Raw genomic sequence first — 20,348 nt, 5'->3', positions numbered from 1 at the left:
CTCAGAGGAGCGGTGGCGGCCCGGATGCGTCTCGGAGCGCCCGCTCGACGGTCGACTGCACCAGCGCGGAGAGATATCCGCCGGGATTCTCGATGCCGAGTTCGCCGAGGCGGGAGGTGGACTGCGCGATGATCGAGCGCGAGAACTCGGTGACTGTCTGGATCGCGTCGGCATAGGCCTCACGATCCGCCTCGGAGATCACCACCGGCTCGCACCCCATCTCGACGGCCAGGGCCTGCGCGATGGGCAGTACTGCCGCGGGTGCGGTGACCGCCGCGTAGCTCGCCTGCAGCTGACGCAGATCGACAGAGGTTCCCGTGAAGGTGATCGCCGGATGCACGGCGAGCGGGATGGCTCCGCTCGCGGCCGCTGGGCGCAGCACCTCGATGCCGTGACCCGGGTCGGTGTGCAGCACGAGCTGGCCGAGCTGCCAGCCTCCGACCTCGGCGATGCCTGAGATCAGAGCGGGTAGCTGGTCGTGCGGCACGGCGACCACGACGAGCTCGCTGCGGCGCACGACCTCGAGTGCATCGAGGATCGGCACGTCCGGCAGCACCGCTGACGCCCGGTCGTCGTCCGAGCCGCTCGTGATCCCCGTGACCGCGTGTCCCGCACCGGCGAGAGCCGCACCGATGACCGGCCCCACGCGCCCGGCACCGATGATGCCGACCCCGAGTCGCCCATCACGGCGCGAAGGATCACTCACCGTTCGGAGCCGGCGGCGCGGGAGGCGGCGGAGAGACAGGCGGCGCGGGCGGACCCAGTGGCGGTGCCGGAGGAGCCACAGGAGGCGCAGGCGGCGGAGACACAGGCGGCGAAGGTGGCGAACCGACCGGAGCGGCAGGAGGCGCGGGAGGCGCCGGAGAGACGGGCGGCGCAGGAGGCGGCGGCGCAGAACCCTCGAGCCCGGTCGCAGCGGGGTCAGCCCCTGCGCCCGGGTACCCGGGAACCTGTGCACCCTCGGCATCCGTCACGTACTCGCCCCATCGGTGGGTGTGATCGCGCGCTGCGGCGGCGACCGCTGCCGAGCTCACGCCGTCGAGAAGATACAGAGCGTCGTCACGCTCGAGACCAGACAGATACCCCGTGATGAGCCCCTGCACGGAGTGCACCTGCGCACCGGACACGCGCTGTGCGCGGTCGATGGGTCCCTGCGAGAGCGACACGCCCTGCAGTCGCGCGAGCGGGAAGATGGCCAGCTTGCGCCAGACGACTCCTCGTCTGAGCAGCAGTCCGAACTCGGTCAGCGCGAAGCCGTGGCGCTTCCACGACACAGGTCTGCGCCACCATGCGCGCCGCGGCATCGTCCGATAGGGATCGCCGTCGACCGGACCGAGGATGCCGTGTTCCCAGACGAGCGGGATGTCGGCGACCGGAGCATCCGGCAGGATCAGCGCGAGCACTCGCTCGACGTCGGCACGCTTGCCCACCGGCAGCACGACGTTGAACTGCTGCGCAGAACCCGACGACTGCTGTGCGGCGCTCTTGCCGCTCATGCGGTTGATCCTGATCGTCCACCAACCGAACGGACGCCACAGCAGCGACTGCGTGACCTCGACGGCGAAGATGCGCCCCGGAGGCAGTGTCTCGGTCACGGTCGTCAGCAGACCGTAGGTGATGCGCACGCCGTCGGGCGTCGGAGCGATCGAATAGCGCAGCGACTTCGAGATCTGCGCCCAGGTGATTCCGACGATCGCGATGATCATGGGGATCCCGATGCCCAGCGTGATGCCGAGGCCCAGGAACCCGCCGATCGGATCGCCGTCGATCAGTAAGCCGATCGCGATGCCGCCGACCGCCACGCCGAAGATGATGCCGAAGAAGACGAACCAGAGCACGCTCGAGATCAACTGCGAGCCGACCAGGCGACCCGTCGGGATCTTGACCACGCTCTCCGGCTCGACATCGGCCAGGTCGACGCCGCTGATCAGATCGTTGACCCCGGCGTTCACCGACCCGACGAGCTGCGCTCGCGCCGAACCCGGCCCGCCGGCCACGGAACCCACGGCGTCCGACGGGCGCACCCCGGCCGCTGCATCCGCCGCGGTCAGTCTCGCCGCGCGCGCACCTGAAGCGAGGCGCAGGATGTCGGTCCGCACCGCCTCAGCGCGCGGTGTCGCGAGGTACTCGAGCTCGACGTTGGAGTCGGTGCCCGCACCGACGACCTCGAGCTTCGCGAGTCCGATGATGCGCGCGGGGAACGGGCGAGTGAGGTTGACGCCCTGAACCCGATCGAGCGGCGCGCGCCGGTGCGAGCGGAAGACTATGCCCTTGCGCACCTCGACGTGATCACCGGTGATCCGGAACTGCTGGAAACGCCACACGAACCAGAAGATGAGCACGAGCACGGCGACGAGCGCCAGCACGCTGAGCAGCACGATGATGAGCAGGTTGTTCTCGAAGACCCAGTCGACGGGATCGCCACCCGAGTAGTCGTCGTAGTTCACCTCTTCGGGCGTGAAGAACTCGACGAACCAGGCGATGAGTCGATCGCGCAGGTTGGCGATCGCGATGCCCGCGATGATGATGAGCGCCAGCCCGCCCTTGAAGAGCGGGGTGAGCGGGTGCATCCGGTGCCACTCACCGTCGGCGAGGGTCGCGGCTCGCGCCGGGGATTCGGCCGCCGCCGGGGGCGACGGGAAAGACTGCTCGCTCACAGGCCCGTCCGGCGGGTCTCGGCGACGGCGATGAGGGTGTCGCGCAGTGCCTCGGCGGCGGCCTGTGCGAGTCCGGGGATCTGCACGCCCGTAGTGGCGGCAGCGGTGACCATCTTGAGCTGGGAGACGCCGAAGGAACGGTCGAGGGGCCCCTGCGTGATGTCGACGAGCTGCATGCGGCCGTAGGGCACGGCGATCATGCGCTGCCAGAGGATGCCCTTGCGGAAGACGATGTCGTCGTCGCGGAGCATGTACCCGATGGCCTTGGCCTGCCGCGGAAGGATCACGAGCGTGATCAGCGTGATGAGCACGATGACGCCCGCCGGGATCCACACCCAGGTCTGGTCGAGCACCAGCGCCAGCACGAGGGCCGCAGCCAGCACGACCGCGACGAAGATCAGATTCTGAAGCACCTGAGAGACCACGTAGCGCGGCGAGATCTGGTGCCAGGTGCCGTCGAGCTCCAGCCTCGCCTCGTTGCGCGCGGTGCGCAGCTGCGAATACGTGCCCTGGTCGAGGGCCGCGAGGTCGCTGACCTCCGCCGAACTAAGCGGTGCCGGGGTCCCCGGCTCGATCTCTGGGTTCTGAGTCATCAGGATCCTTCGGCAGGGTGCAGAACTGTTCGGCGATGAGCGCGACGACGGCGAGCACGATCGCGCTTCCGATCAGTGCCACCATCGCCACAGTCGACCCTACCGGGGGATCGATCGGCCTGGAGAGAAGGAACGCCAGAAGCCCCGCGCCGAACCCGGCCATGATCGCCCCGACCAGGCTCGACGCGCGGGCGAGAGTCACGGCACGGGTCGCGCGGAACGGATCGATGCGGATGCCGTTGCGAACGCTCGCCCGCACCGGCCAGGCGACCGCCAGCGAAGCCGCGGCGATGAGCAGCAGCAGCACGGGCAGGAGCAGCGACGGCGTGAACGTCGTGCGGCCCATCGTGGTCAGCACGTGATCGAGGACGAAGCCCCCGGCGGCGGCGAGCACGGCGAGGACCGCGAGGAGTCCGAGCGAAGTGCGCTTCATGAGTGCTCCCGGCGGCGCAGGTCGGCGACGAGCTCGGAGACACGGCCCCTGCCTGGCAGCACGGCGTCGCCGTCGAGCTCGAGCCACGGTTCGAGCACGAACAGCCGCTCGAAGGCGCGAGGGTGCGGCAGCTGCAGCCCAGCGTCGTCGGCTGATTCTTCGCCGTAGGCGATCAGGTCGAGGTCGAGGGTGCGATCACCCCAGCGCTCATGGCGCTCGCGACCGTGCTCGTCCTCGATCGCGTGCAGCATGCCGAGCAGGATCGACGGGGCCAGGCGGGTGCTGACCAGCGCGACCGCATTCACGTATCCGGGGGCCTCCGGATCCGGCCCGTCGAGCCGCAGCGCCACCGTCTCGAACAGCGACGACAGACGCACGTCGCTGACCAGCGGCAGTCGCGAGATGCGCTCTGCTGCGGCACGGATCGTGTCTTCGCGATCACCGAGGTTCGCGCCGAAGGCGACGACGGCCACGGATTCGTCCCGCCCGGGTCGGGGACCGGGGAGGCTCGGCGGGTTGGCCAGGTTGCGACTCATCGCGATGCCTCCTCAGTGGATCGCTGCCGCGCCCGGTGCACCGTGACCGCGACATCCGAGAACGTGAGCGAGATCGGTGCGTGCGGCTTGTGCACCGTGACGGTGACGTCGTGCACCCGGGGGTCGGCGAGCGCGACACCTGCGATGCGCTCTGCGAGCGTCTCGATGAGATTCACCGGCTCGCCCGCGACCACCTCGGCGACCTTCTCGGCAAGCTCTCCGTAATGCACGGTGTCGGCGACATCATCCGATGCTGCCGCGCCGCTGAGCGGCATCCTGAGGCGCAGATCGATGGTGAACTCCTGGCCGTTCTCGCGCTCGTGGTCGTAGACCCCGTGCCTGCCGAAGACGGTGAGCCCCGTCAGGACGATCTCGTCGAGGACATCCATGGTCTATCCCTCCCAGGCGTGCACGACGGCCAGAGCGTCGCGGGTGGCGCCGACGTCGTGCACTCTGACGGCCCAGACTCCGGCGCGCGCGGCGAGCGCGCTCGTGACCGCCGTGGCGAGGTCGCGTCGCGCTTCGGAGACCGTCGCCGGGTCCGCATCGATGGTCTGCGCGAGGAACCTCTTGCGAGACGTGCCGACGAGCACGCGGGGCCCCAGGGCGACGATCTCGTCGAGTCCGCGCAGCACGCCCCAGTTCTGGTCGCCCTTCTTCGAGAACCCGATGCCCGGATCGACGATCAATCGCGACGGCGCGATACCGGATGCCGCAGCCTCGCCCATCCGCTCGTGCAGCTCACCTGCGACCTCGCGTGCTGCGCGACGGTATTCGGCGTGCGCGTACATATCGGATGAGAAGCCGCGCCAGTGGCCGATCGCATAGTCGGCGCCGGATTCGGCGACCGCCGCGAGCATGTCAGGGTCGGCCAGACCGCCGGACACGTCATTGACGACCCGCGCCCCTGCTCGCACCGCAGCAGCGGCGGTCGAAGCGTTGAGGGTGTCGACGCTGACCGGCGCGCCCGCGGCGACGAGACGCTCGATCACCGGGAGCACACGCCGCTGCTCCTCCTCTGCCCCCACCCGCTCTGCGCCGGGCCTGGTCGACTCGCCGCCGACGTCGAGCACGGTGGCTCCCTCAGCACGCAGCCGCAGGCCGTGTTCGACGGCCCGATCCACGTCGAGGTAACGACCGCCGTCGCTGAACGAGTCGGGCGTGACGTTGACGATGCCCCAGATGCCCGTCATCCGTGTGCCGTCCCCGAGCCTGAAGATCCGATCAGCGCGATGAGCTCGGCCCGGGCGATCGGCTCGGTGTATTCGCCACGGGCGGCGATCGTGAGCGTCGAGGCCTCCGGCTGTCGCCCACCGCGCATGGTCACGCAGCCGTGGCTCGCATCGAGCACCACGAGCACGCCACGGGTGTCGAGGTGCTCGGCGATCGTGTCGGCGATCTGCTCACCGAGGCGCTCCTGCACCTGAGGGCGACCGGCGAGGATCTCGACCACACGCACCAGCGCTCCGAGTCCGACGACCTGCTCGCCCGGCAGATAGGCGATGTGCGCGCGCCCCGCGAACGGCAGCAGATGGTGCTCGCACACCGACCGGAAGCGGATGTCTCTCAGCAGCACGGCACCCGACGGAAGCGTGTCGGGAGCAGGGCCTCGAGAGACGCTGATCGTGTGCGCGAGAGGGGCAGCAGGATCCTCGCCGACACCCGCGAAGAACTCCGCATAGAGGTCGCCCATGCGCGTCGGCGTCTGCTTCAGACCCGGGCGATCAGGGTCCTCGCCGATCGCCTCGAGCAATTCCCTGGTGAGCCGCTCGACACGCGCGCGGTCGACAGACACCGGTCAGGCCGTCGCAGGTCGAGCCTGGCCGGCTCCCGCCGATCCGGGCTGCGTGCGCGGAGCCGCGGCCGGCGCTTCGACCGATGCCACCAGCGAGACGTCCTTCTTCGGGACCTCGATCGGGGGCCGCTCCGACACGGGGCGGTCCTCGCTCGAGAGCCACAGCGGACGCTCGGGGAGCTTCTTCACCTCGGTGAAGATCTCGGCGATCTGGTTGTGATCGAGGGTCTCCTCCTCGAGCAGCGACAGGGCGAGGCGATCGAGGATGTCACGGTTGGTGCTGATGACCTCGTAAGCCTCGTTGTGAGCCTGTTCGATGAGCGCCCGCACCTCTGCATCCACCCGCTCGGCGACCTTCTCGGAGTACTCGCGTCCCCTGCCCATGTCACGACCGGCGAAGGGCTCGCCGCCCTCGCTGCCGAGCTTGACCGGTCCGACCAGTGTGGTCATGCCGTACTCGAGCACCATCTTGCGGGCGATCGAGGTCGCCTTCTCGATGTCGTTCGAGGCGCCGGTGGTCGGGTCGTGGAACACGATCTCCTCAGCGACGCGACCACCCATGGCGTAGGTCAGCTGATCCTGCAGCTCGTTGCGGGTGATGGAGTACTTGTCGTCGAGCGGCAGCACCATCGTGTAGCCGAGCGCCTTGCCTCGGGGCAGGATAGTGATCTTCGTGACGGGGTCGGTGTAGTTCATCGCCGCCGCAGCGAGAGCGTGACCGCCCTCGTGATACGCGGTGATGAGCTTCTCCTTGTCCTTCATCACACGGGTGCGACGCTGGGGGCCCGCGATGACACGATCGATGGCCTCGTCGAGCGCACGGTTGTCGACCAGCTGCGCGTTCGAGCGTGCGGTCAGCAGTGCGGCCTCGTTGAGGACGTTCGCGAGATCCGCTCCGGTGAAGCCGGGGGTCTTGCGGGCGACGACCTCGAGGTCGACGCTCTTGGCCAGCGGCTTGCCCTTGCTGTGCACTTCGAGGATCTTCTGGCGCCCGCGCAGGTCGGGGGCGTCGACGCCGATCTGACGGTCGAAGCGGCCGGGGCGCAGGAGTGCCGGGTCGAGGATGTCGGGGCGGTTGGTCGCCGCGATCACGATGACGTTCGCGTTCGGGTCGAAGCCGTCCATCTCGACGAGCATCTGGTTGAGCGTCTGCTCGCGCTCGTCGTTTCCGCCACCCATACCGGCGCCGCGGTGACGACCGACGGCGTCGATCTCATCGATGAAGATGATCGCGGGAGCGTTCTCCTTGGCCTGGTTGAACAGGTCACGGACACGCGATGCACCGACGCCGACGAACATCTCGACGAAGTCAGACCCCGAGATCGAGTAGAACGGGGCTCCCGCCTCGCCTGCGACGGCACGGGCGAGCAGGGTCTTTCCGGTTCCCGGAGGGCCGTACAGCAGCACACCCTTCGGGATGCGGGCGCCGATGGCCTGGAACTTGGCCGGGTCCTGCAGGAACTCCTTGATCTCGTGGAGCTCCTCGATCGCCTCGTCGGCGCCGGCGACGTCGGCGAAGGTGACCGTCGGGGTCTCCTTGTTGACGAGCTTCGCCTTGGACTTTCCGAACTGCATGACCTTGCTGCCGCCACCCTGCATCGACGAGAGCAGCCACCAGAACAGCAGACCGAGCAGCACGAGAGGAAGAAGAAGAGAGAGGATGCCGTCGAACCAGGTCGCGCGAGGCACGGCGTCGTTGAAGCCGTCCTTCGGCTCGGCGGCGTTGATGGCCGAGACGACCTCTTCAGCGCGCGCGTCGACGTAGTAGAACTGCACGTTCTCCGAGCCCTCGAACGCCTTCGACAGGGTCATGTCGACGCGCTGGTCTCCGTCGGTGTTCACGACCTCGGTGACCGTCTTGCCCGAGAGCAGCTCCAGACCCTCCTGGGTCGTGATCTGCTTGGGCGCGCCGAGGTTCGAGATCAGCAGGAAGCCGCCGAACAGCAGCAGACCGATCAGAGCGACGTAGATCAGCGGATTCCGAGTGAGCTTCTTGACATCCATGGTCGGATCAGCGTATCGCGCGTGCCCTAGGTGGCCGCTGTGCGTTCACCCACGGCGTACCCTTCGACAGGCTCAACGACCCGGGCGACGGGTGATCAGCTGTAGACGTGCGGAGCGAGCACCGCGACATCGCGCAGGTTGCGGTAGCGCTCGTCGTAGTCGAGGCCGTAGCCGACCACGAAGTCGGTGGGGATGTCGAATCCGACGTACTTGCAGTCGATGACCACCTTCGCGGCCTCCGGCTTGCGCAGGAGTGCGAGCACCTCGATCGACTCCGCACCGCGCGACTCGAAGTTCTCGAGCAGCCAGCTGAGGGTGAGGCCCGAGTCGATGATGTCCTCGACGATCAGCACGTGCTTGCCGTTCAGGTCGGTGTCGAGGTCTTTGCGGATCTGCACGACACCACTCGACTTGGTGCTCGCCCCGTAGCTCGAGACCGCCATCCAGTCCATCGGGGCGTGGAACGGAAGCGCGCGTGCGAAGTCGGCCATGACCATGACCGCTCCCTTGAGCACGCCGACGAGGATGATCTCCTTGCCCGCGTAGTCGGCCGCGACCCGAGTCGCGAGTTCATCGAGCTTGGCGATGATCTCCTCCTCTGTGACGAGGATCTGAGCAAGGTCGTCCTGGATCTCCGCGGCGCGCATGGATCGATTTTAGGCGACGCGCACCGATGCTCCCGCCCAGGATCCGCAGATCGGCGACCAGAATTCTGGATGCACGTCCGGCATCGGCACTACTCTGGCGCTGGAACGGGCGCGCGCCCGCAGACGGAAGGATTCACCCATGGCACTCGACGACATCCTCACGCAGGTCCCGATCGACGACATCGCCGCGAAACTCGGAGTCTCCCCCGACGTCGCCAAGGAGGCGGTCGAGCAGGGTGGCGCCGTACTGCTCGGCGGCCTCGCGAAGAACGCGTCCACGAGCGAGGGCTCTGCGGCGATCGAGAACGCGCTCAAGCGCCACCAGGGCAAGACCGGGACCGCGAAGAAGGTCGACGACATCGATCAGGCCGACGGCGGCAAGATCGTCTCGCACATCCTCGGCGATGACGAGAAGAAGGTCACCGAGAAGCTCACCGAGTCGAAGGAGACCGCCGGCATCGACTTCGGCAAGCTCCTCCCGATCCTCGCGCCGATCGTGATGGGCCTGATCGCCAACGCCACGAAAGACAAGTCCGCGAAGCCCGGCACTGCAGAGGCGCAGTCGGGTGGCGGCGGCATCGGCGATGTGATCGGCGGCATCCTCGGGGGCGGCAGCTCGTCTGGCGGCGGCGGCATCGGAGACCTGCTCGGCGGCATCCTCGGGGGCGGCAGCTCGTCTGGCGGCGGCATCGGCGATCTGCTCGGCGGTCTGCTCGGCGGCAAGAAGTAGGACGCGCGTTCGCCGCTCAGCGGGCGGTGAAGACGATGCGCCCGCCGAGCCTGGACGCCGAGCACGCGGGCAGGTCGATGGGTCCCTGACCCGACCAGTCGGTGGCGAGCCGTGCGACCTCGAGAGTCTGCAGCCGCGTCAGGCTCACGCCGAACTCGCTGTCGACGACCAGTCGGATGATCCGGTTGCGCAGAGCCGCCGGGTTGGCGGCGAGCGCAGCGACGCTCACCGATATCCCTGCCTCGGCGTGCTCGACGATGTCCTCGATGGTCTCGTGGATCATCTCGTCGAACGCCTCGGCGTCCTCCCGCAGCTGCTCGGCCGTGCGCGCCAATGCCTCGGCGATGCCCGGGCCGAGCTCGGCTTCGAGCACCGGAAGCACCCGTTCGCGCACACGCACCCTGGCGAATCGCTGCTCTGCATTGTGCGGGTCGTCCCAGACCTCGAGGTCGGATGCCGTGCAGAACGCCCGTGTGGTCTCCCGCCGCACCGCGAGCAGCGGTCGCACCCAGCGCAGCCCGTCATCGTCCTCGCGGACCGGCGCCATCCCCTGCAGGCTCGCCGCCCCGGATCCGCGGGCGAGGCCGAGCAGCACCGTCTCGGCCTGGTCGTCGAGCGTGTGTCCGAGCAGCACGGCTGAGGCACCGGCATCCGCTGCGGCGTCTTTCAGCACCCTGTACCGCGCGTCGCGGGCCGCGGCCTCCGGGCCACCCTCCTCGCCCACCTCGACCCTGACGATGAGAGCATCGAGCCCGAGGGCCGCCGCCGTCTTCGCCGCGCGGGCGGCGACAGCATCCGATCCGCTCTGAAGACCGTGGTCGACCGTGAGCGTGCCCACCCGGACTCCGAGCTTGGGGGCTTCGAACGCCGTGGCCGCGGCGAGCGCGAGCGAATCCGCTCCCCCGGACAGAGCGACGACGACGGTCGACCCCTCGGACAGATCGGCGAGCGCGGAGCGCACGGCGAGGCGGATCTCGGCGATGGCGGGTGAGAGCGACGGCACAGACCAACGGTAGATCACGAGGGCGGATCGCCGCGCCGCGCTCGCGTTCGAGGCGCTCCGCGTCCTAACCTGGCGCCGTGACGGATCACCCAGTGCGGTTCAGGACCGAGCGGTTCAAGGCTCTCGTCGATGCGGTCGTCGCGATCGCGATGACCCTGTTGATCCTGCCGCTCATGGAATCCGTGTCGGAAGCCGCCTCCGGAAAGCTCAGCACGGCCGAATTCTTCATCGAACACTCGGGTCAGCTACTGAGCTTCGGGCTGAGCTTCGTGCTCATCGCGACGTTCTGGATGGGCCACCACCGTCAGTATCGCGACGTGGAGTGGATCACCGGCCCGCTGCTCTGGATCAACATCGCCTGGATGGCGACCATCGTCTGGCTGCCCGTGCCGACCGCGATGATCGGGCAGATGGAGACGGACTCGCTGCAGCCCGTGGTTTACATCGGCACGCTGATCCTCACCCAGATCACGACTCTCGCGGGGTGGCTCTATCTGCTGCGTCATCCCGACTTCACCACCACCCCCGTCGACATCCTGCGGGCGGGAGTGATCGGCGACCTCGCCGCGATCATCCTGTTCCTGATCGCCCTCGCGCTCGCGGTGTTCGTCCCGGCGATCGGCTATGCCGGCCTCCTGGTGCTGCTGCTGACCGGGGTCGTGACGACGCTGCTGAACCGTGCGGCGCGGCGGGCGCCGAGGCCGTCCGCCGGCCGCGGGTAGGCTAGTGCGCGGCATCCAACCGTCATTTCTGAGGAGCACACGTATGGGCGCACACGACGCCGTCATCGAGATCCCGCGCGGCAGCCGCGTGAAGTACGAGGTCGACCACGAGACCGGACGAGTGCACCTCGACCGCGTGCTCTACACGACCTTCGGCTACCCCGCCGACTACGGCTACTTCGACAACACCCTCGGCGAGGACGGCGACCCGCTCGACGTGCTCGTGCTTCTCGACCACGCCATCTACCCCGGCGTCGTCGTCGAGGTGCGCCCGGTCGCCGTGCTCAAGATGAGCGATGAGGCCGGCGGAGACGACAAGCTCGTCGCCGTGCTGTCGAAGGACCCCCGCTGGGCACACATCCAGGACATCGGCGATGTCGCCGAGTTCACCAAGAAGGAGATCGAGCACTTCTTCGAGCACTACAAGGACCTCGAGCCCAACAAGTGGGTCAAGGTCGACGCGTGGGGCGACGCCGCAGAGGCGCAGCGCATCCTCGACGAGGCGATCGTCCGCTTCGGCGAGCAGGGTCACTGACCCCTCGCTTGAACGAAGAAGACCCCCGGATCCGCGCTGCGGCCGGGGGTCTTCGTCGTTGCCGACGCGGATCTCAGACCGAGACGCCGCGATCTGCGAGGAAGGTGATGGGGTTGGTGTACCCGCCGTTGATGTACACCTCGAAGTGCAGGTGGCAGCCGACGGATGCTCCGGTGTTGCCCGCGTATGCGATGACCTGACCGGAGTTCACCCACGAGCCGCTGCGCACAGCGAACCCGCCGTCCCTGATGTGCGCATAGCCGGAAGCGACTCCGCCGCCGTGCTGGATGCGGATGTAGTTGCCGTAGTTGCCCCGGGGTCCGGCGTAGTCGACGGTGCCGGACTGCGCCGCGTAGATCGCCGCACCGCAGCCGTTGGCGAGGTCGACGCCGTAGTGGTAGCCCGAGCAGGCCGCGCAGGGCTTGGGTCGAGAGCCGAATCCGGCGCTCCGGTAGCCGCCGTGCGGTCGGACCCAGCCGCCGGAACCGGGTGATCCGCCGACACCTCCGCCGCCACCGCCTTCACCGCCGCCATTGCCTGCAGCAGCAGCAGCAGCCTCGGCTGCTTCGCGGCGCTTGCGCTCCTCTTCCGCGACGCGCACGCCCTCCTGGTAGCCGGCCACGGTCGTCGCCGTGGCGTCCTTCAGAGCTGCGAGTTGTGCCTGCATCGTCGCGAGGTTGGCCGACTGCTCGTCGAGCGCCGCCTGAGCGGCGTCGGCTGCGGCCTGGGCCTCGATCATCTTCTGCTCGGCGATCTGCTGCAGGCGGTCGCGCTCGGTGCGGGCGACGACGGCCTGATCTGTGAGCGCCTGGGCCGAGTTGCGTGCGGCGACAGCGTTGTCGTGCACCGTCTGGTTGTACTGGTAGACCTTGTCCATCGTCCCGAGACGAGAGAGCAGCTGGTCGGCGTTGTCGGCCGATCCGGCGAAGAAGAGTTCGAGGGCGGTGTCGTCGCCGCCGTTGCGATACAGCTGCGCGGCGAGCTGTGCGGCCTTCTTGGTCGCATCGTCGGCGACGAGGGCCTGCTCATCGGCCTTCGACTGGAGCTCGTCTGCCACGGCGATGGCGTCGAAGTACGCCAGCTGAGCGGCGTTGTACTCCTCGCCGGCGAGGACGGCCTTGGCCTGCGCGTCTGCCACCCGCTGCTTGAGCGACTGGATGAGCCCCTCGATGCGGGTGACCTCGGCGGCCTTGGAGGACTCGTTGTTCATGGCGTTCTGCACGTCGTCCCAGCTGGGATACGTCGCCGCGTACGCGGCGGTCACACCATTGGAGACGCCGAAGGCGCTGAGGGCGACGACGCTGAGCGCGCCGAGAGTGAGGGCGCCGCGACGGGTGACCGAGCGGTCCTTCCAGAACGCACGGCTCTCCGCGGGCGTCGGCGCGCAGCCGCAGTCGTCGGATGCCGCCGCAGCAGCACCCGTCGTCGAGTCCTTGTCGTTCACGCGGCCCCTTCCGCCGGTTTCACAAATGCCACACTAACAACTTCTTTCACATCCGCACCATATGGCGGACAGCGCGAGAGGACACAGCGATACGAGTCCATCGTCCTCCTGAACACGCCCGGGGGACAGCAGGCTCGCCCTCGATTTCCGTTTTGCTCAGATCTTCCCTTATGCTTGAGCGTCGGCAAGGAAGTCCTCCGGGACAGACTTCGGCCCCATCGTTTAGCGGCCTAGGACGCCGCCCTTTCACGGCGGTAGCACGGGTTCGAATCCCGTTGGGGTCACTCCTTCCGGTACAATTGAAAACAAGTATGGCCCTGTAGCGCAGTTGGTTAGCGTGCCGCCCTGTCACGGCGGAGGTCGCGGGTTCAAGTCCCGTCAGGGTCGCTCTAAGCGACGGGCCTTTCTCTTCGAGAAAGGCCTTTCGTCTAGATGCGGCAGGTCTTGCCAGTCGCATGGCTCTGTAGCTCAGTTGGTAGAGCGCACGACTGAAAATCGTGAGGTCACGGGATCGACGCCCGTCGGAGCCACAAGGACCGTCATTACAACGGTCCCAGAAACCCTCGCCTAGCTTCTACATGGCGGGGGTTTTGCTTTACCCCGGCGAAGGACTTGACCACATTTTGGCCACGCCTTGCTGAGCCGCATCGTCGAGACGACCTGCCACATGGTCAAGATCATCGTCGAAGAGGTCGGCATACACGTCGAGGATCATCGCGGCCGATGCGTGGCCCAGCATTCGTTGCACAGCTTTCACGTTTGCGCCTGCCGAGATCGCCAGCGATGCGGCCGTGTGACGCAGATCATGCACTGTCACTGTCGGGAAACGCGCGTCACGCTCCTGAAGACGCTTGAGCGCCGGGAGAAACACCCGCTTGCGGAAGTTGCCGTTGCGCATCTCCAGGCCACGACTAGAGACGAAGAGAGACTCCTGGGGTTGCTTTCCAGCCGCTCTGGCGCGCAGCGGAAGCTCCAGGAACGCAGGGAAGTGCACAGAGCGGCGCTCGTGCGTCTTCGGTGTTCCACGCACAAGCGTTCCGCGCACGTCGGTCAGAGCTTCCTTCACGTCGACGCGCCTACGGGAAAAGTCGATCGACGAGACCTTCAGCGCAGCCATCTCTCCCCACCGGAGCCCGGTGTAGGCGAGGAAGGCGATGAGATCCGCGTGTCCGTCACACTCCCGCGCGAGAGACGCCACCCGGTCATGGGAAAGGTACCCACGGTCGGTCGCGCGCTTCCGCGGCATCTGCACACCATCGGTCGGGTCGCGATTAATCCGACCATCCCTCACGGAGTACTTCATGAGGGCCGCGAGAACGAAGTAGATCTGGCGCACAGTCGACGGCGCCAGGCCCTCCGCCAGACTCGTGATCCACGCCTGTACCTCGCCGTGACCTATCTCGACGAGCCGCCGGCTCCCCCACGTCGGCAGAACGTGCCGGTCAAGCGTGTATCGGTATCCCGAGAGCGTACTCGGCTTGATCTGCACCTGGCCGGCGATCCACTCCCCGGCGACGTCTGCAACGCTCACTTTCGAGCGTGATGGGTCAAGCCACTCACCTCGCATTTTCGAAACTTCGACCGTCGCAAGGTAGTTGTCTGCCTCGCGCTTCGTCGCAAATCCACGTTTGGTCGTCTGCGTGCGGTCTGGGCGCAGATCTTGACGGCAGCGATGAGACGGACTTCTGGAAGCAGTATGAAGAGGATGGCCGGTGGGGCACGCCCCTCTACTATCTCGCGCACCTCCAGGCGCTTCCAGACAGACTCGCGCTTGTACTGAACGCGATCGCTGACGCCGATGATGGAGCGATCCTCTTCCACTGCTCGGCAGGGTGGGATCGAACCGGCCTCGTCGCCGCCGTACTCCTGAGGGCGGTCGATGTCACCGACGATGCCGCCGTCGCCGACTACCTCAAGTCATTCACGAACGCGGACGCGATGGCTGCGCTGCACGAACGATCTATTGAGGTCGAAGAACGACAGCAAATCCTTGGCCGATTCGGCCACACCGCAGAATCCGCGTTCCGCGACATGTACGGGAACTTGGATCTCGAAGCCTGGTTTAGCGAATCGTGCATCGCGCCTGAAACACGAGTTGCCATCGAGACGTGGCGGGGAGCGGCTGCCTCACTACGCCCGGTTTGACCTTCGCGTCTGCCGTAAATGATCGTTGCCAGAGCGGGCGGGGCTATCGTCGGAGTGATGATCAGAGTTGTTTTGATGTGCGGGCCGGCGGGATCCGGAAAGTCGACCGTTGCGAGGCGACTGGAAGCGGAAGGCATGGTTCGTCTTTCATTCGACCAGGAAGCCTGGCGCAGGGGCATCCGGACGATGCCCCTGCCGAGCGATGTGCATGAAGAGATCGAGCAGGAGCTCCGCGCCCGCCTCATCGCGCTCGTCGCGGCTGACCAAGACGTGGTACTCGACTTCTCGTTCTGGTCCAAGCGTGCCCGTCTCATCTATCGGAACTTGCTGCGCCCGCTTGGAGTAGTGCCTGAGACGATCTATCTCGCGACGCCAAGGGCAGTCGCACTGGGACGACTCGCGGCACGGAGCCACGAGCACGCGGACGACTATGCGCTTTCCAACGACGTCGCGGCAGACTACTTCGACCACTTCGAACCCCCGACCGCCGAGGAAGGTCCCCTGACGGTGCTCGGCGCGGAACCGTCGCACTGAGCGATCGATCGATGAGACGCAGACCTGAAGATCGATCACTGTCCGGCCACGATCGGCGTTGAGGCTCACGAGGGGTGTTCACGTCCAGTCTCACCAGGGTCAGCGTTGATGAGAAGCTCGCGGTCGGAGGCCCACCGAAAACGATCGTTTGCGGCAGACGTAGTTGGTCGGCGCTCGAAGGCCCGCCGCTATGGCTTGTCGAAACCTCCTAACGGCGGGCACTTTCGGCGGACCTGGGGTAGTGAGCGCCGTTCTCTTGGAGAAATCTCCGTCGCGTCTAGTTGTCTATCGCGGTCAACCCACTGTCGTCGAAGACCAGTATTGCGCCGTCGTTTGTGGTCGCGAGCGCTTGTGCGGAGCCATGGGTGACGCCGGCGGGAACCCACTCGGCGTTGGATCCTGTGCTGGCCCAGATCTGCCCGCCGCGGCCGACACCGACCAGCTGTTTGCCGTCAGGCGATACGGCGAGGAGGTAGAGCGCAGGTGCGTCGTTCAGGGGCGCGAAGGTGGCGCCCTCATCAGTGCTGATTTGCAGCCCGTCTGGGGTGGCAGCGATCAGTTGTCCCGCGTTGTCGAGGACGAGGCTGAACGCCAGGATTTCTCCGACCGGCGACCAGGTCTCACCGAGATCGTCGGTGCGGAGGAGCTCCGCGGAGTCCGAGGCGATCCCGTAGAGGGTGTCGTTCTTCCCGGCGGCAAGGACGTGGAAGTCTTTCTCGCCAGTGAACGAGACGGGCGTCCAAGATCTGGCGCTGTCGTCGCTCCGGATGATTCCGAGGTTGGGGGAGCCGAGTTCTGGGGGCGTGGTCGGTCCGGGATGCCCGGACGCGAGGAGAGCGTCACCGACGGTGATGAGGCCCATCGCGTCGAAGTCGGTCGTCTCGATACGCGAGCCGACCTCCCCATCCGGTGTGGCCGTGTAGATCCCGTCATGGGCACCCAGGAGGTATCCGTCCTCGGAGGGGTTAGGCACGATCGCGTGGACGTGGCTGATGGACGCGGCGTGGTCGTGCCCGGTGGTGGGCTCGGCGGGTGCCGCGCAGCCGGCCAGCACAATGCTGGCCGCGATCGTTGTGGAGAGCGTGAGTGCCGCTCGGTGTCGCTGTCGAAAAGTGGGCAACGTGAGCTTCTTGAGGGTTCGCATGATGGTGTGCGCAACAGATCACGAGGTGGGGTGCGGGAGCCCCGCACCCCACCCCGGGGATCACAGAGTTGCGAGGATCTCCTTCATGGTGGCGATCTCGTCGGTTTGCGTGTCGATGATCGTTTCAGCGAGTGCGATGGCGTCGCTGTTTTGACCGTTGTCGACTTCTTCCTGCGCCATGTCGACAGCGCCCTCGTGGTGCTGGATCATCTGCTCGAGGAACAGAGCGCCAGCATCGGGACCGGTGGCATCTTCGAGGGCCTGCATGTCGTCCTCGGACATCATGCCGTCGCCATGATCCATGCCACCCATGTCGCCCATATCCGCGCCCCAGTCCTCGAGCCATTGGTCCATCTTCTGGATCTCGGGCTCCTGAGCGGCCTTGATCTCTTCCGCGAGAGCGACGACGCGCTCATCGACGCCGTCCTTGCTGAGGAGGACGTCGGACATCTCGATGGCCTGTGCGTGGTGCTCCTTCATCATGCTGGCGAACATGATGTCGGCGTCGTTCGCGTCTACTGTGTCGGCGGGTGCGGACGAGCTTCCGCCGTGGTCCATGCCTTCCATGCCGTCGCCGGAACCGGTGTTTCCGGCGCAGCCCGTGAGGGCAAGAAGGGCAGTGAGGGTGAGTGCGGCGATCGCCGCGGGTCGAATCTTCATGAGTGTTCTCCAAGGGTCGGTGATGAGGCCCGGCTACTGCCGGTGCCAGGGGTGCGTGCCCGCAGAGCGGGCTAGCGCGCCATCACGTGCGACTGATGCAGAGGACCGTGAGAGAGGGGGGTGGCGGGAGGGCGTGAGCGCGGGCGGGCCAGCGCGTCGTCGCGGCCGTGAGCATTTCGATCAGTGTCGAGTGCCGCCAGCCGAGCCCGATCCGTCCGAGCAGGATTGTGGCGACCAGGAGCGCGAGGACGCACGCCATCCACGTCATCGAGTCCGTGCCCCCGCACGTCGCGCATCCCGCGTCCACTTGCGGTGAGTCCGGCAAGACGGCGGAAGCGGACGCATCGCGATGATGGTCGGACGCTCCGGCTTGAGTGCTGACAGCGACGGTGTCGTGGTGGCCGGCAGTTGTCGCGTGCGAGTTGAAGGAGTGCATCGCCAGCAGGCCGGCGATGATGCCCACGGCGACCGCGATGACGGCCAAGACGGTGTGAGTGAGCGTGCGCGGTCCCCGCACCTGTTGTGCGACGTTGATCAGCGACATACTCACCTCCCGTTCCTATCAGCCTACGTCCGTCGTCCCGACTGTTTCTTGCTACTTGCTGGCCACTGCGTCGGGGCGCAGGTCCAGCCGGCGCAGCAGCTGCGCGTTGAGCGCGACGACGATGGTCGACAACGACATCAGCACGGCACCCACGGACATCGGGAGCACGAAACCGATGGGGGCGAGTACGCCTGCTGCGAGCGGGACGGAGAGGAGGTTGTAGCCGGCGGCCCACCAGAGGTTCTGCTTCATCTTCCGGTAGCTGGCTCGGGACAGTTCGATCACCGAGAGCACCGACCGGGGGTCGTCGCTGGCGAGGATGACGCCGGCGGAGGCGATCGCGACATCCGTTCCCGCACCGATGGCGATACCGACATCCGCCTGCGCGAGCGCAGGCGCATCGTTCACACCGTCTCCGACCATCGCGACCTTCCGGCCTTCGCCTTGCAGCTCTTTGACCTTCGAGGCCTTGTCCTCCGGTCGCACCCCGGCGAAGTAACGATCGATGCCCAGCTCGCCCGCCACGGAGGCGGCGACCGCATCGGCATCACCGGTGATCATGACCACCTGCACACCGCGCTCATGGAGGGCCTCGACTGCGTGACGCGACTCGGAGCGGATCTCGTCTGCCAGCCGTAGAGCGCCCGCAACCTTGCCGTCGACGAGGACGTGGAGGATGATCGCACCCTCATTGCGCCACTCGTCGGCAACCGGCAGCTCGTGGGCGTTCTCCTGCTCGAGCATGTACGGTCCACCGACTTGCACAACGTGTCCATCGACACGCGCACGAACTCCGACAGCCGGGGACGACTCGAAGTCAGAGGACGCGGGAACGGTGAGGTTCTTCTCCTTGGCCGCGTTCACGATCGCGCGGGCGAGGGGGTGCTCGGAGTCCGCTTCCGCGGCCGCAGCCCACGCCAGCAACTGGTCGGAATCGGTGCCGGAAACGGGGTCGATCGCGGTAACGGCGGGGGTGCCCTTAGTGAGGGTGCCGGTCTTGTCGAACAGGACCGTGTCGACGGTACGCATGCTCTCCAGCGCGAGACGATCCTTGATCAGCACACCCCCACGGGCGGCGCGCTCCGTCGCGATCGACACAACCAGTGGGATCGCCAAGCCGAGAGCGTGCGGGCAGGCGATCACGAGCACGGTGATCGTGCGGATCACCGCGGCGTCGGGCTGGCCGACGACCGTCCACACGATCGCGGTGATCGCGGCAGCGCCGAGCGCGAACCAGAACAACCACCCCGCCGCCTTATCCGCGAGCCGTTGCGCCCGCGACGACGAACTCTGCGCCTCGGTCACTAGCTTCTGAATCCCCGCCAGAGCAGTGTCCTCACCGATCGCAGTGATCTCCACCCGCACACCAGAATCGGTCGCGACCGTGCCGGCGATCACCTGATCGCCGTCGCTACGGCGCACCGGCCGGGACTCGCCAGTGATCATCGACTCGTCCATGCTCGCCGAGCCCTGCACGATCCGCCCGTCCGCGGGGACCCGCCCGCCGGGGCGCACCACCACGACATCCCCCACCAGCAAGTCAGCAGGCGCGACAGTGGTTGTCGTGTCGCCCTCTACCTTCTCCGCCTCATCGGGCAGCAGAGCGGCAAGGGAATCCAGTGCCGAGGTGGTCTGCGCGAGAGAGCGCATCTCGATCCAGTGACCAAGCAGCATGATCACGATCAGCAGGGCCAGCTCCCACCAGAAATCCAACTCGTGGTGCAACAGGCCCAGACTCGCACCCCATGACGCGAGGAACGCCACCGTGATCGCGAGGGCGATCAGCAGCATCATCCCGGGCTTACGGGCGCGAAGCTCACTCACCGCGCCGGTGAGGAACGGGGCACCGCCCCACACATACATGACGGTTCCGAGAACCGGGGAGATCCACCCGACCCAGGCGGTGTCTGGCAGTGGGTATCCGAGCAGCATCGAGAACATCATCGAGAACCCGACAACCGGGACCGCGAGGATCAGCATGATCCAGAACAACCGCCGGAACTGGCGGACATGATCACCGTGGCCACCATGTCCGCCGTGACCACCATGGCCGCTATGTTCTGGCGAAGTGTCGTGATCGTGGCTCATCGCCGCGTGGTCATGCTCCGTTGTCGGCGCGCTGCCGTGGTTCTCGTGCGCGGCGTGATGGCTATGTTCGTCATGCTGGCTCATCGGAACTCCTTGCTCGGATGCGCCCGGTCGAGCCGGGTGCAGACAGTTAG

The 20,348-nt window shown here is 67.0% G+C and carries 22 protein-coding genes and 3 tRNA genes; 8 read left to right on the top strand and 17 right to left on the bottom strand.

The genetic code is table 11. From position 1 onward, the window contains the following. Nucleotide 1 precedes the first annotated feature (1 nt). The 10 genes from FIV50_RS02895 to hpt form a co-directional block, all read right to left on the bottom strand. Complete coding sequence (locus FIV50_RS02895) at nucleotides 2-706, bottom strand: DUF2520 domain-containing protein (RefSeq protein ID WP_140036104.1); 705 nt, start codon at nucleotides 704-706, stop codon at nucleotides 2-4. Continuing rightward, nucleotides 699-2,657 carry a PH domain-containing protein gene (locus FIV50_RS02890; RefSeq protein ID WP_140036103.1) on the bottom strand — a complete coding sequence of 653 codons (1,959 nt, stop codon included), beginning with the start codon at nucleotides 2,655-2,657 and terminating at the stop codon, nucleotides 699-701. Before FIV50_RS02890 ends, FIV50_RS02895 begins: the two co-directional genes overlap by 8 nt. Beyond that, on the bottom strand, nucleotides 2,654-3,250 hold the full coding sequence (locus tag FIV50_RS02885) for a PH domain-containing protein (RefSeq protein WP_140036102.1): 597 nt from the start codon (nucleotides 3,248-3,250) through the stop codon (nucleotides 2,654-2,656). The genes FIV50_RS02890 and FIV50_RS02885 overlap by 4 nt, the downstream gene beginning before the upstream one ends. Next, entirely contained in the window at nucleotides 3,204-3,683 is a 480-nt protein-coding gene (locus FIV50_RS02880) for a DUF3180 domain-containing protein (protein ID WP_140036101.1), read from the bottom strand. Before FIV50_RS02880 ends, FIV50_RS02885 begins: the two co-directional genes overlap by 47 nt. Further along, a complete protein-coding gene (gene folK / locus FIV50_RS02875) occupies nucleotides 3,680-4,219 on the bottom strand; it encodes a 2-amino-4-hydroxy-6-hydroxymethyldihydropteridine diphosphokinase (protein ID WP_140036100.1) in 540 nt (179 codons plus the stop codon). Before folK ends, FIV50_RS02880 begins: the two co-directional genes overlap by 4 nt. Continuing rightward, a complete protein-coding gene (gene folB / locus FIV50_RS02870) occupies nucleotides 4,216-4,608 on the bottom strand; it encodes a dihydroneopterin aldolase (RefSeq protein WP_140036099.1) in 393 nt (130 codons plus the stop codon). Before folB ends, folK begins: the two co-directional genes overlap by 4 nt. Nucleotides 4,609-4,611: 3 nt before the next feature. After that, nucleotides 4,612-5,412: a dihydropteroate synthase gene (gene folP / locus FIV50_RS02865; RefSeq protein ID WP_140036098.1), complete on the bottom strand. Its 801-nt coding sequence runs from the start codon at nucleotides 5,410-5,412 to the stop codon at nucleotides 4,612-4,614. Next, the gene (gene folE / locus FIV50_RS02860; RefSeq protein WP_140036097.1) at nucleotides 5,409-6,014 is read right to left on the bottom strand and encodes a GTP cyclohydrolase I; all 606 of its coding nucleotides are present in this window, start codon (nucleotides 6,012-6,014) and stop codon (nucleotides 5,409-5,411) included. The genes folP and folE overlap by 4 nt, the downstream gene beginning before the upstream one ends. 3 nt (nucleotides 6,015-6,017) lie before the next feature. After that, nucleotides 6,018-8,018, bottom strand: a complete 2,001-nt coding sequence (gene ftsH / locus FIV50_RS02855; protein ID WP_140036096.1) for an ATP-dependent zinc metalloprotease FtsH — start codon at nucleotides 8,016-8,018, stop codon at nucleotides 6,018-6,020. Nucleotides 8,019-8,113: 95 nt separating this feature from the next. Next, complete coding sequence (gene hpt, locus FIV50_RS02850; protein WP_140036095.1) at nucleotides 8,114-8,665, bottom strand: hypoxanthine phosphoribosyltransferase; 552 nt, start codon at nucleotides 8,663-8,665, stop codon at nucleotides 8,114-8,116. 139 nt (nucleotides 8,666-8,804) lie between these two features. On the opposite strand from hpt, the gene FIV50_RS02845 reads away from it, so the two are divergent. Continuing rightward, entirely contained in the window at nucleotides 8,805-9,395 is a 591-nt protein-coding gene (locus FIV50_RS02845; protein ID WP_140036094.1) for a DUF937 domain-containing protein, read from the top strand. A 16-nt stretch (nucleotides 9,396-9,411) separates the two neighbouring features. On the opposite strand, the gene tilS is transcribed toward FIV50_RS02845, so the two are convergent. Beyond that, nucleotides 9,412-10,398 (bottom strand): tRNA lysidine(34) synthetase TilS, encoded by a 987-nt coding sequence (gene tilS, locus FIV50_RS02840; RefSeq protein ID WP_140036093.1) that lies wholly within the window; start codon nucleotides 10,396-10,398, stop codon nucleotides 9,412-9,414. A gap of 77 nt (nucleotides 10,399-10,475) precedes the next feature. On the opposite strand from tilS, the gene FIV50_RS02835 reads away from it, so the two are divergent. Further along, nucleotides 10,476-11,120, top strand: coding sequence for a TMEM175 family protein (locus FIV50_RS02835; protein WP_258184386.1), 645 nt, complete (start codon nucleotides 10,476-10,478; stop codon nucleotides 11,118-11,120). Nucleotides 11,121-11,163: 43 nt separating this feature from the next. Then, entirely contained in the window at nucleotides 11,164-11,655 is a 492-nt protein-coding gene (locus FIV50_RS02830; protein WP_042536967.1) for an inorganic diphosphatase, read from the top strand. Nucleotides 11,656-11,728: 73 nt separating this feature from the next. Here the strand turns inward: FIV50_RS02830 and FIV50_RS02825 are convergent, their stop codons facing one another. Beyond that, complete coding sequence (locus FIV50_RS02825; RefSeq protein ID WP_140036092.1) at nucleotides 11,729-13,099, bottom strand: peptidoglycan DD-metalloendopeptidase family protein; 1,371 nt, start codon at nucleotides 13,097-13,099, stop codon at nucleotides 11,729-11,731. A gap of 211 nt (nucleotides 13,100-13,310) precedes the next feature. Between FIV50_RS02825 and FIV50_RS02820 the strand changes: the two genes are divergently transcribed. From FIV50_RS02820 to FIV50_RS02810, 3 genes are all read left to right on the top strand, one after another. Next, nucleotides 13,311-13,383 (top strand) — tRNA-Glu (locus FIV50_RS02820). Nucleotides 13,384-13,412: 29 nt separating this feature from the next. Continuing rightward, nucleotides 13,413-13,486, top strand: a tRNA-Asp gene (locus FIV50_RS02815). Nucleotides 13,487-13,556: 70 nt separating this feature from the next. Next, a tRNA-Phe gene (locus FIV50_RS02810) sits at nucleotides 13,557-13,629 on the top strand. A gap of 65 nt (nucleotides 13,630-13,694) precedes the next feature. Here FIV50_RS02810 and FIV50_RS02805 read toward each other — a convergent pair. Further along, nucleotides 13,695-14,756, bottom strand: coding sequence for a tyrosine-type recombinase/integrase (locus FIV50_RS02805; RefSeq protein ID WP_375137400.1), 1,062 nt, complete (start codon nucleotides 14,754-14,756; stop codon nucleotides 13,695-13,697). On the opposite strand from FIV50_RS02805, the gene FIV50_RS02800 reads away from it, so the two are divergent. Together FIV50_RS02800 and FIV50_RS02795 are read left to right on the top strand one after the other, a co-directional pair. Further along, nucleotides 14,642-15,244, top strand: coding sequence for a tyrosine-protein phosphatase (locus FIV50_RS02800; RefSeq protein WP_140036090.1), 603 nt, complete (start codon nucleotides 14,642-14,644; stop codon nucleotides 15,242-15,244). The two genes, FIV50_RS02805 and FIV50_RS02800, sit on opposite strands and share 115 nt — an antisense overlap. A gap of 18 nt (nucleotides 15,245-15,262) precedes the next feature. Next, a complete protein-coding gene (locus FIV50_RS02795; protein WP_227991645.1) occupies nucleotides 15,263-15,778 on the top strand; it encodes an AAA family ATPase in 516 nt (171 codons plus the stop codon). A 277-nt stretch (nucleotides 15,779-16,055) separates the two neighbouring features. On the opposite strand, the gene FIV50_RS02790 is transcribed toward FIV50_RS02795, so the two are convergent. From FIV50_RS02790 to FIV50_RS02775, 4 genes are all read right to left on the bottom strand, one after another. Then, nucleotides 16,056-16,898, bottom strand: coding sequence for a F510_1955 family glycosylhydrolase (locus tag FIV50_RS02790; protein WP_258184385.1), 843 nt, complete (start codon nucleotides 16,896-16,898; stop codon nucleotides 16,056-16,058). Nucleotides 16,899-16,982: 84 nt separating this feature from the next. Next, nucleotides 16,983-17,582 carry a DUF305 domain-containing protein gene (locus FIV50_RS02785; RefSeq protein ID WP_140036088.1) on the bottom strand — a complete coding sequence of 200 codons (600 nt, stop codon included), beginning with the start codon at nucleotides 17,580-17,582 and terminating at the stop codon, nucleotides 16,983-16,985. Nucleotides 17,583-17,664: 82 nt separating this feature from the next. Further along, the gene (locus tag FIV50_RS02780) at nucleotides 17,665-18,126 is read right to left on the bottom strand and encodes a DUF6153 family protein (RefSeq protein WP_129172369.1); all 462 of its coding nucleotides are present in this window, start codon (nucleotides 18,124-18,126) and stop codon (nucleotides 17,665-17,667) included. A 51-nt stretch (nucleotides 18,127-18,177) separates the two neighbouring features. After that, on the bottom strand, nucleotides 18,178-20,298 hold the full coding sequence (locus FIV50_RS02775) for a heavy metal translocating P-type ATPase (RefSeq protein ID WP_181164321.1): 2,121 nt from the start codon (nucleotides 20,296-20,298) through the stop codon (nucleotides 18,178-18,180). Nucleotides 20,299-20,348: the final 50 nt, after the last annotated feature.

It is taken from the genome of Microbacterium foliorum (genome assembly GCF_006385575.1).
Taxonomy (GTDB): Bacteria; Actinomycetota; Actinomycetes; order Actinomycetales; family Microbacteriaceae; genus Microbacterium; species Microbacterium foliorum_B.
The sequence above is the reverse complement of the archived record's forward strand: the minus strand, read 5'-3'. Positions and strand labels throughout refer to the sequence as shown.

Bases quoted from the DNA above. Each gene is read 5' to 3' on its own strand.
- FIV50_RS02885 (WP_140036102.1), bottom strand. From the start codon at position 3,250: ATGACTCAGAACCCAGAGATCGAGCCGGGGACCCCGGCACCGCTTAGT.
- FIV50_RS02880 (WP_140036101.1), bottom strand. From the start codon at position 3,683: ATGAAGCGCACTTCGCTCGGACTCCTCGCGGTCCTCGCCGTGCTCGCC.
- folK (WP_140036100.1), bottom strand. From the start codon at position 4,219: ATGAGTCGCAACCTGGCCAACCCGCCGAGCCTCCCCGGTCCCCGACCC.
- folB (WP_140036099.1), bottom strand. From the start codon at position 4,608: ATGGATGTCCTCGACGAGATCGTCCTGACGGGGCTCACCGTCTTCGGC.
- folP (WP_140036098.1), bottom strand. From the start codon at position 5,412: ATGACGGGCATCTGGGGCATCGTCAACGTCACGCCCGACTCGTTCAGC.
- ftsH (WP_140036096.1), bottom strand. From the start codon at position 8,018: ATGGATGTCAAGAAGCTCACTCGGAATCCGCTGATCTACGTCGCTCTG.
- hpt (WP_140036095.1), bottom strand. From the start codon at position 8,665: ATGCGCGCCGCGGAGATCCAGGACGACCTTGCTCAGATCCTCGTCACA.
- FIV50_RS02845 (WP_140036094.1), top strand. From the start codon at position 8,805: ATGGCACTCGACGACATCCTCACGCAGGTCCCGATCGACGACATCGCC.
- FIV50_RS02830 (WP_042536967.1), top strand. From the start codon at position 11,164: ATGGGCGCACACGACGCCGTCATCGAGATCCCGCGCGGCAGCCGCGTG.
- FIV50_RS02800 (WP_140036090.1), top strand. From the start codon at position 14,642: ATGGGTCAAGCCACTCACCTCGCATTTTCGAAACTTCGACCGTCGCAA.
- FIV50_RS02795 (WP_227991645.1), top strand. From the start codon at position 15,263: ATGATCGTTGCCAGAGCGGGCGGGGCTATCGTCGGAGTGATGATCAGA.
- FIV50_RS02785 (WP_140036088.1), bottom strand. From the start codon at position 17,582: ATGAAGATTCGACCCGCGGCGATCGCCGCACTCACCCTCACTGCCCTT.
- FIV50_RS02780 (WP_129172369.1), bottom strand. From the start codon at position 18,126: ATGTCGCTGATCAACGTCGCACAACAGGTGCGGGGACCGCGCACGCTC.
- FIV50_RS02775 (WP_181164321.1), bottom strand. From the start codon at position 20,298: ATGAGCCAGCATGACGAACATAGCCATCACGCCGCGCACGAGAACCAC.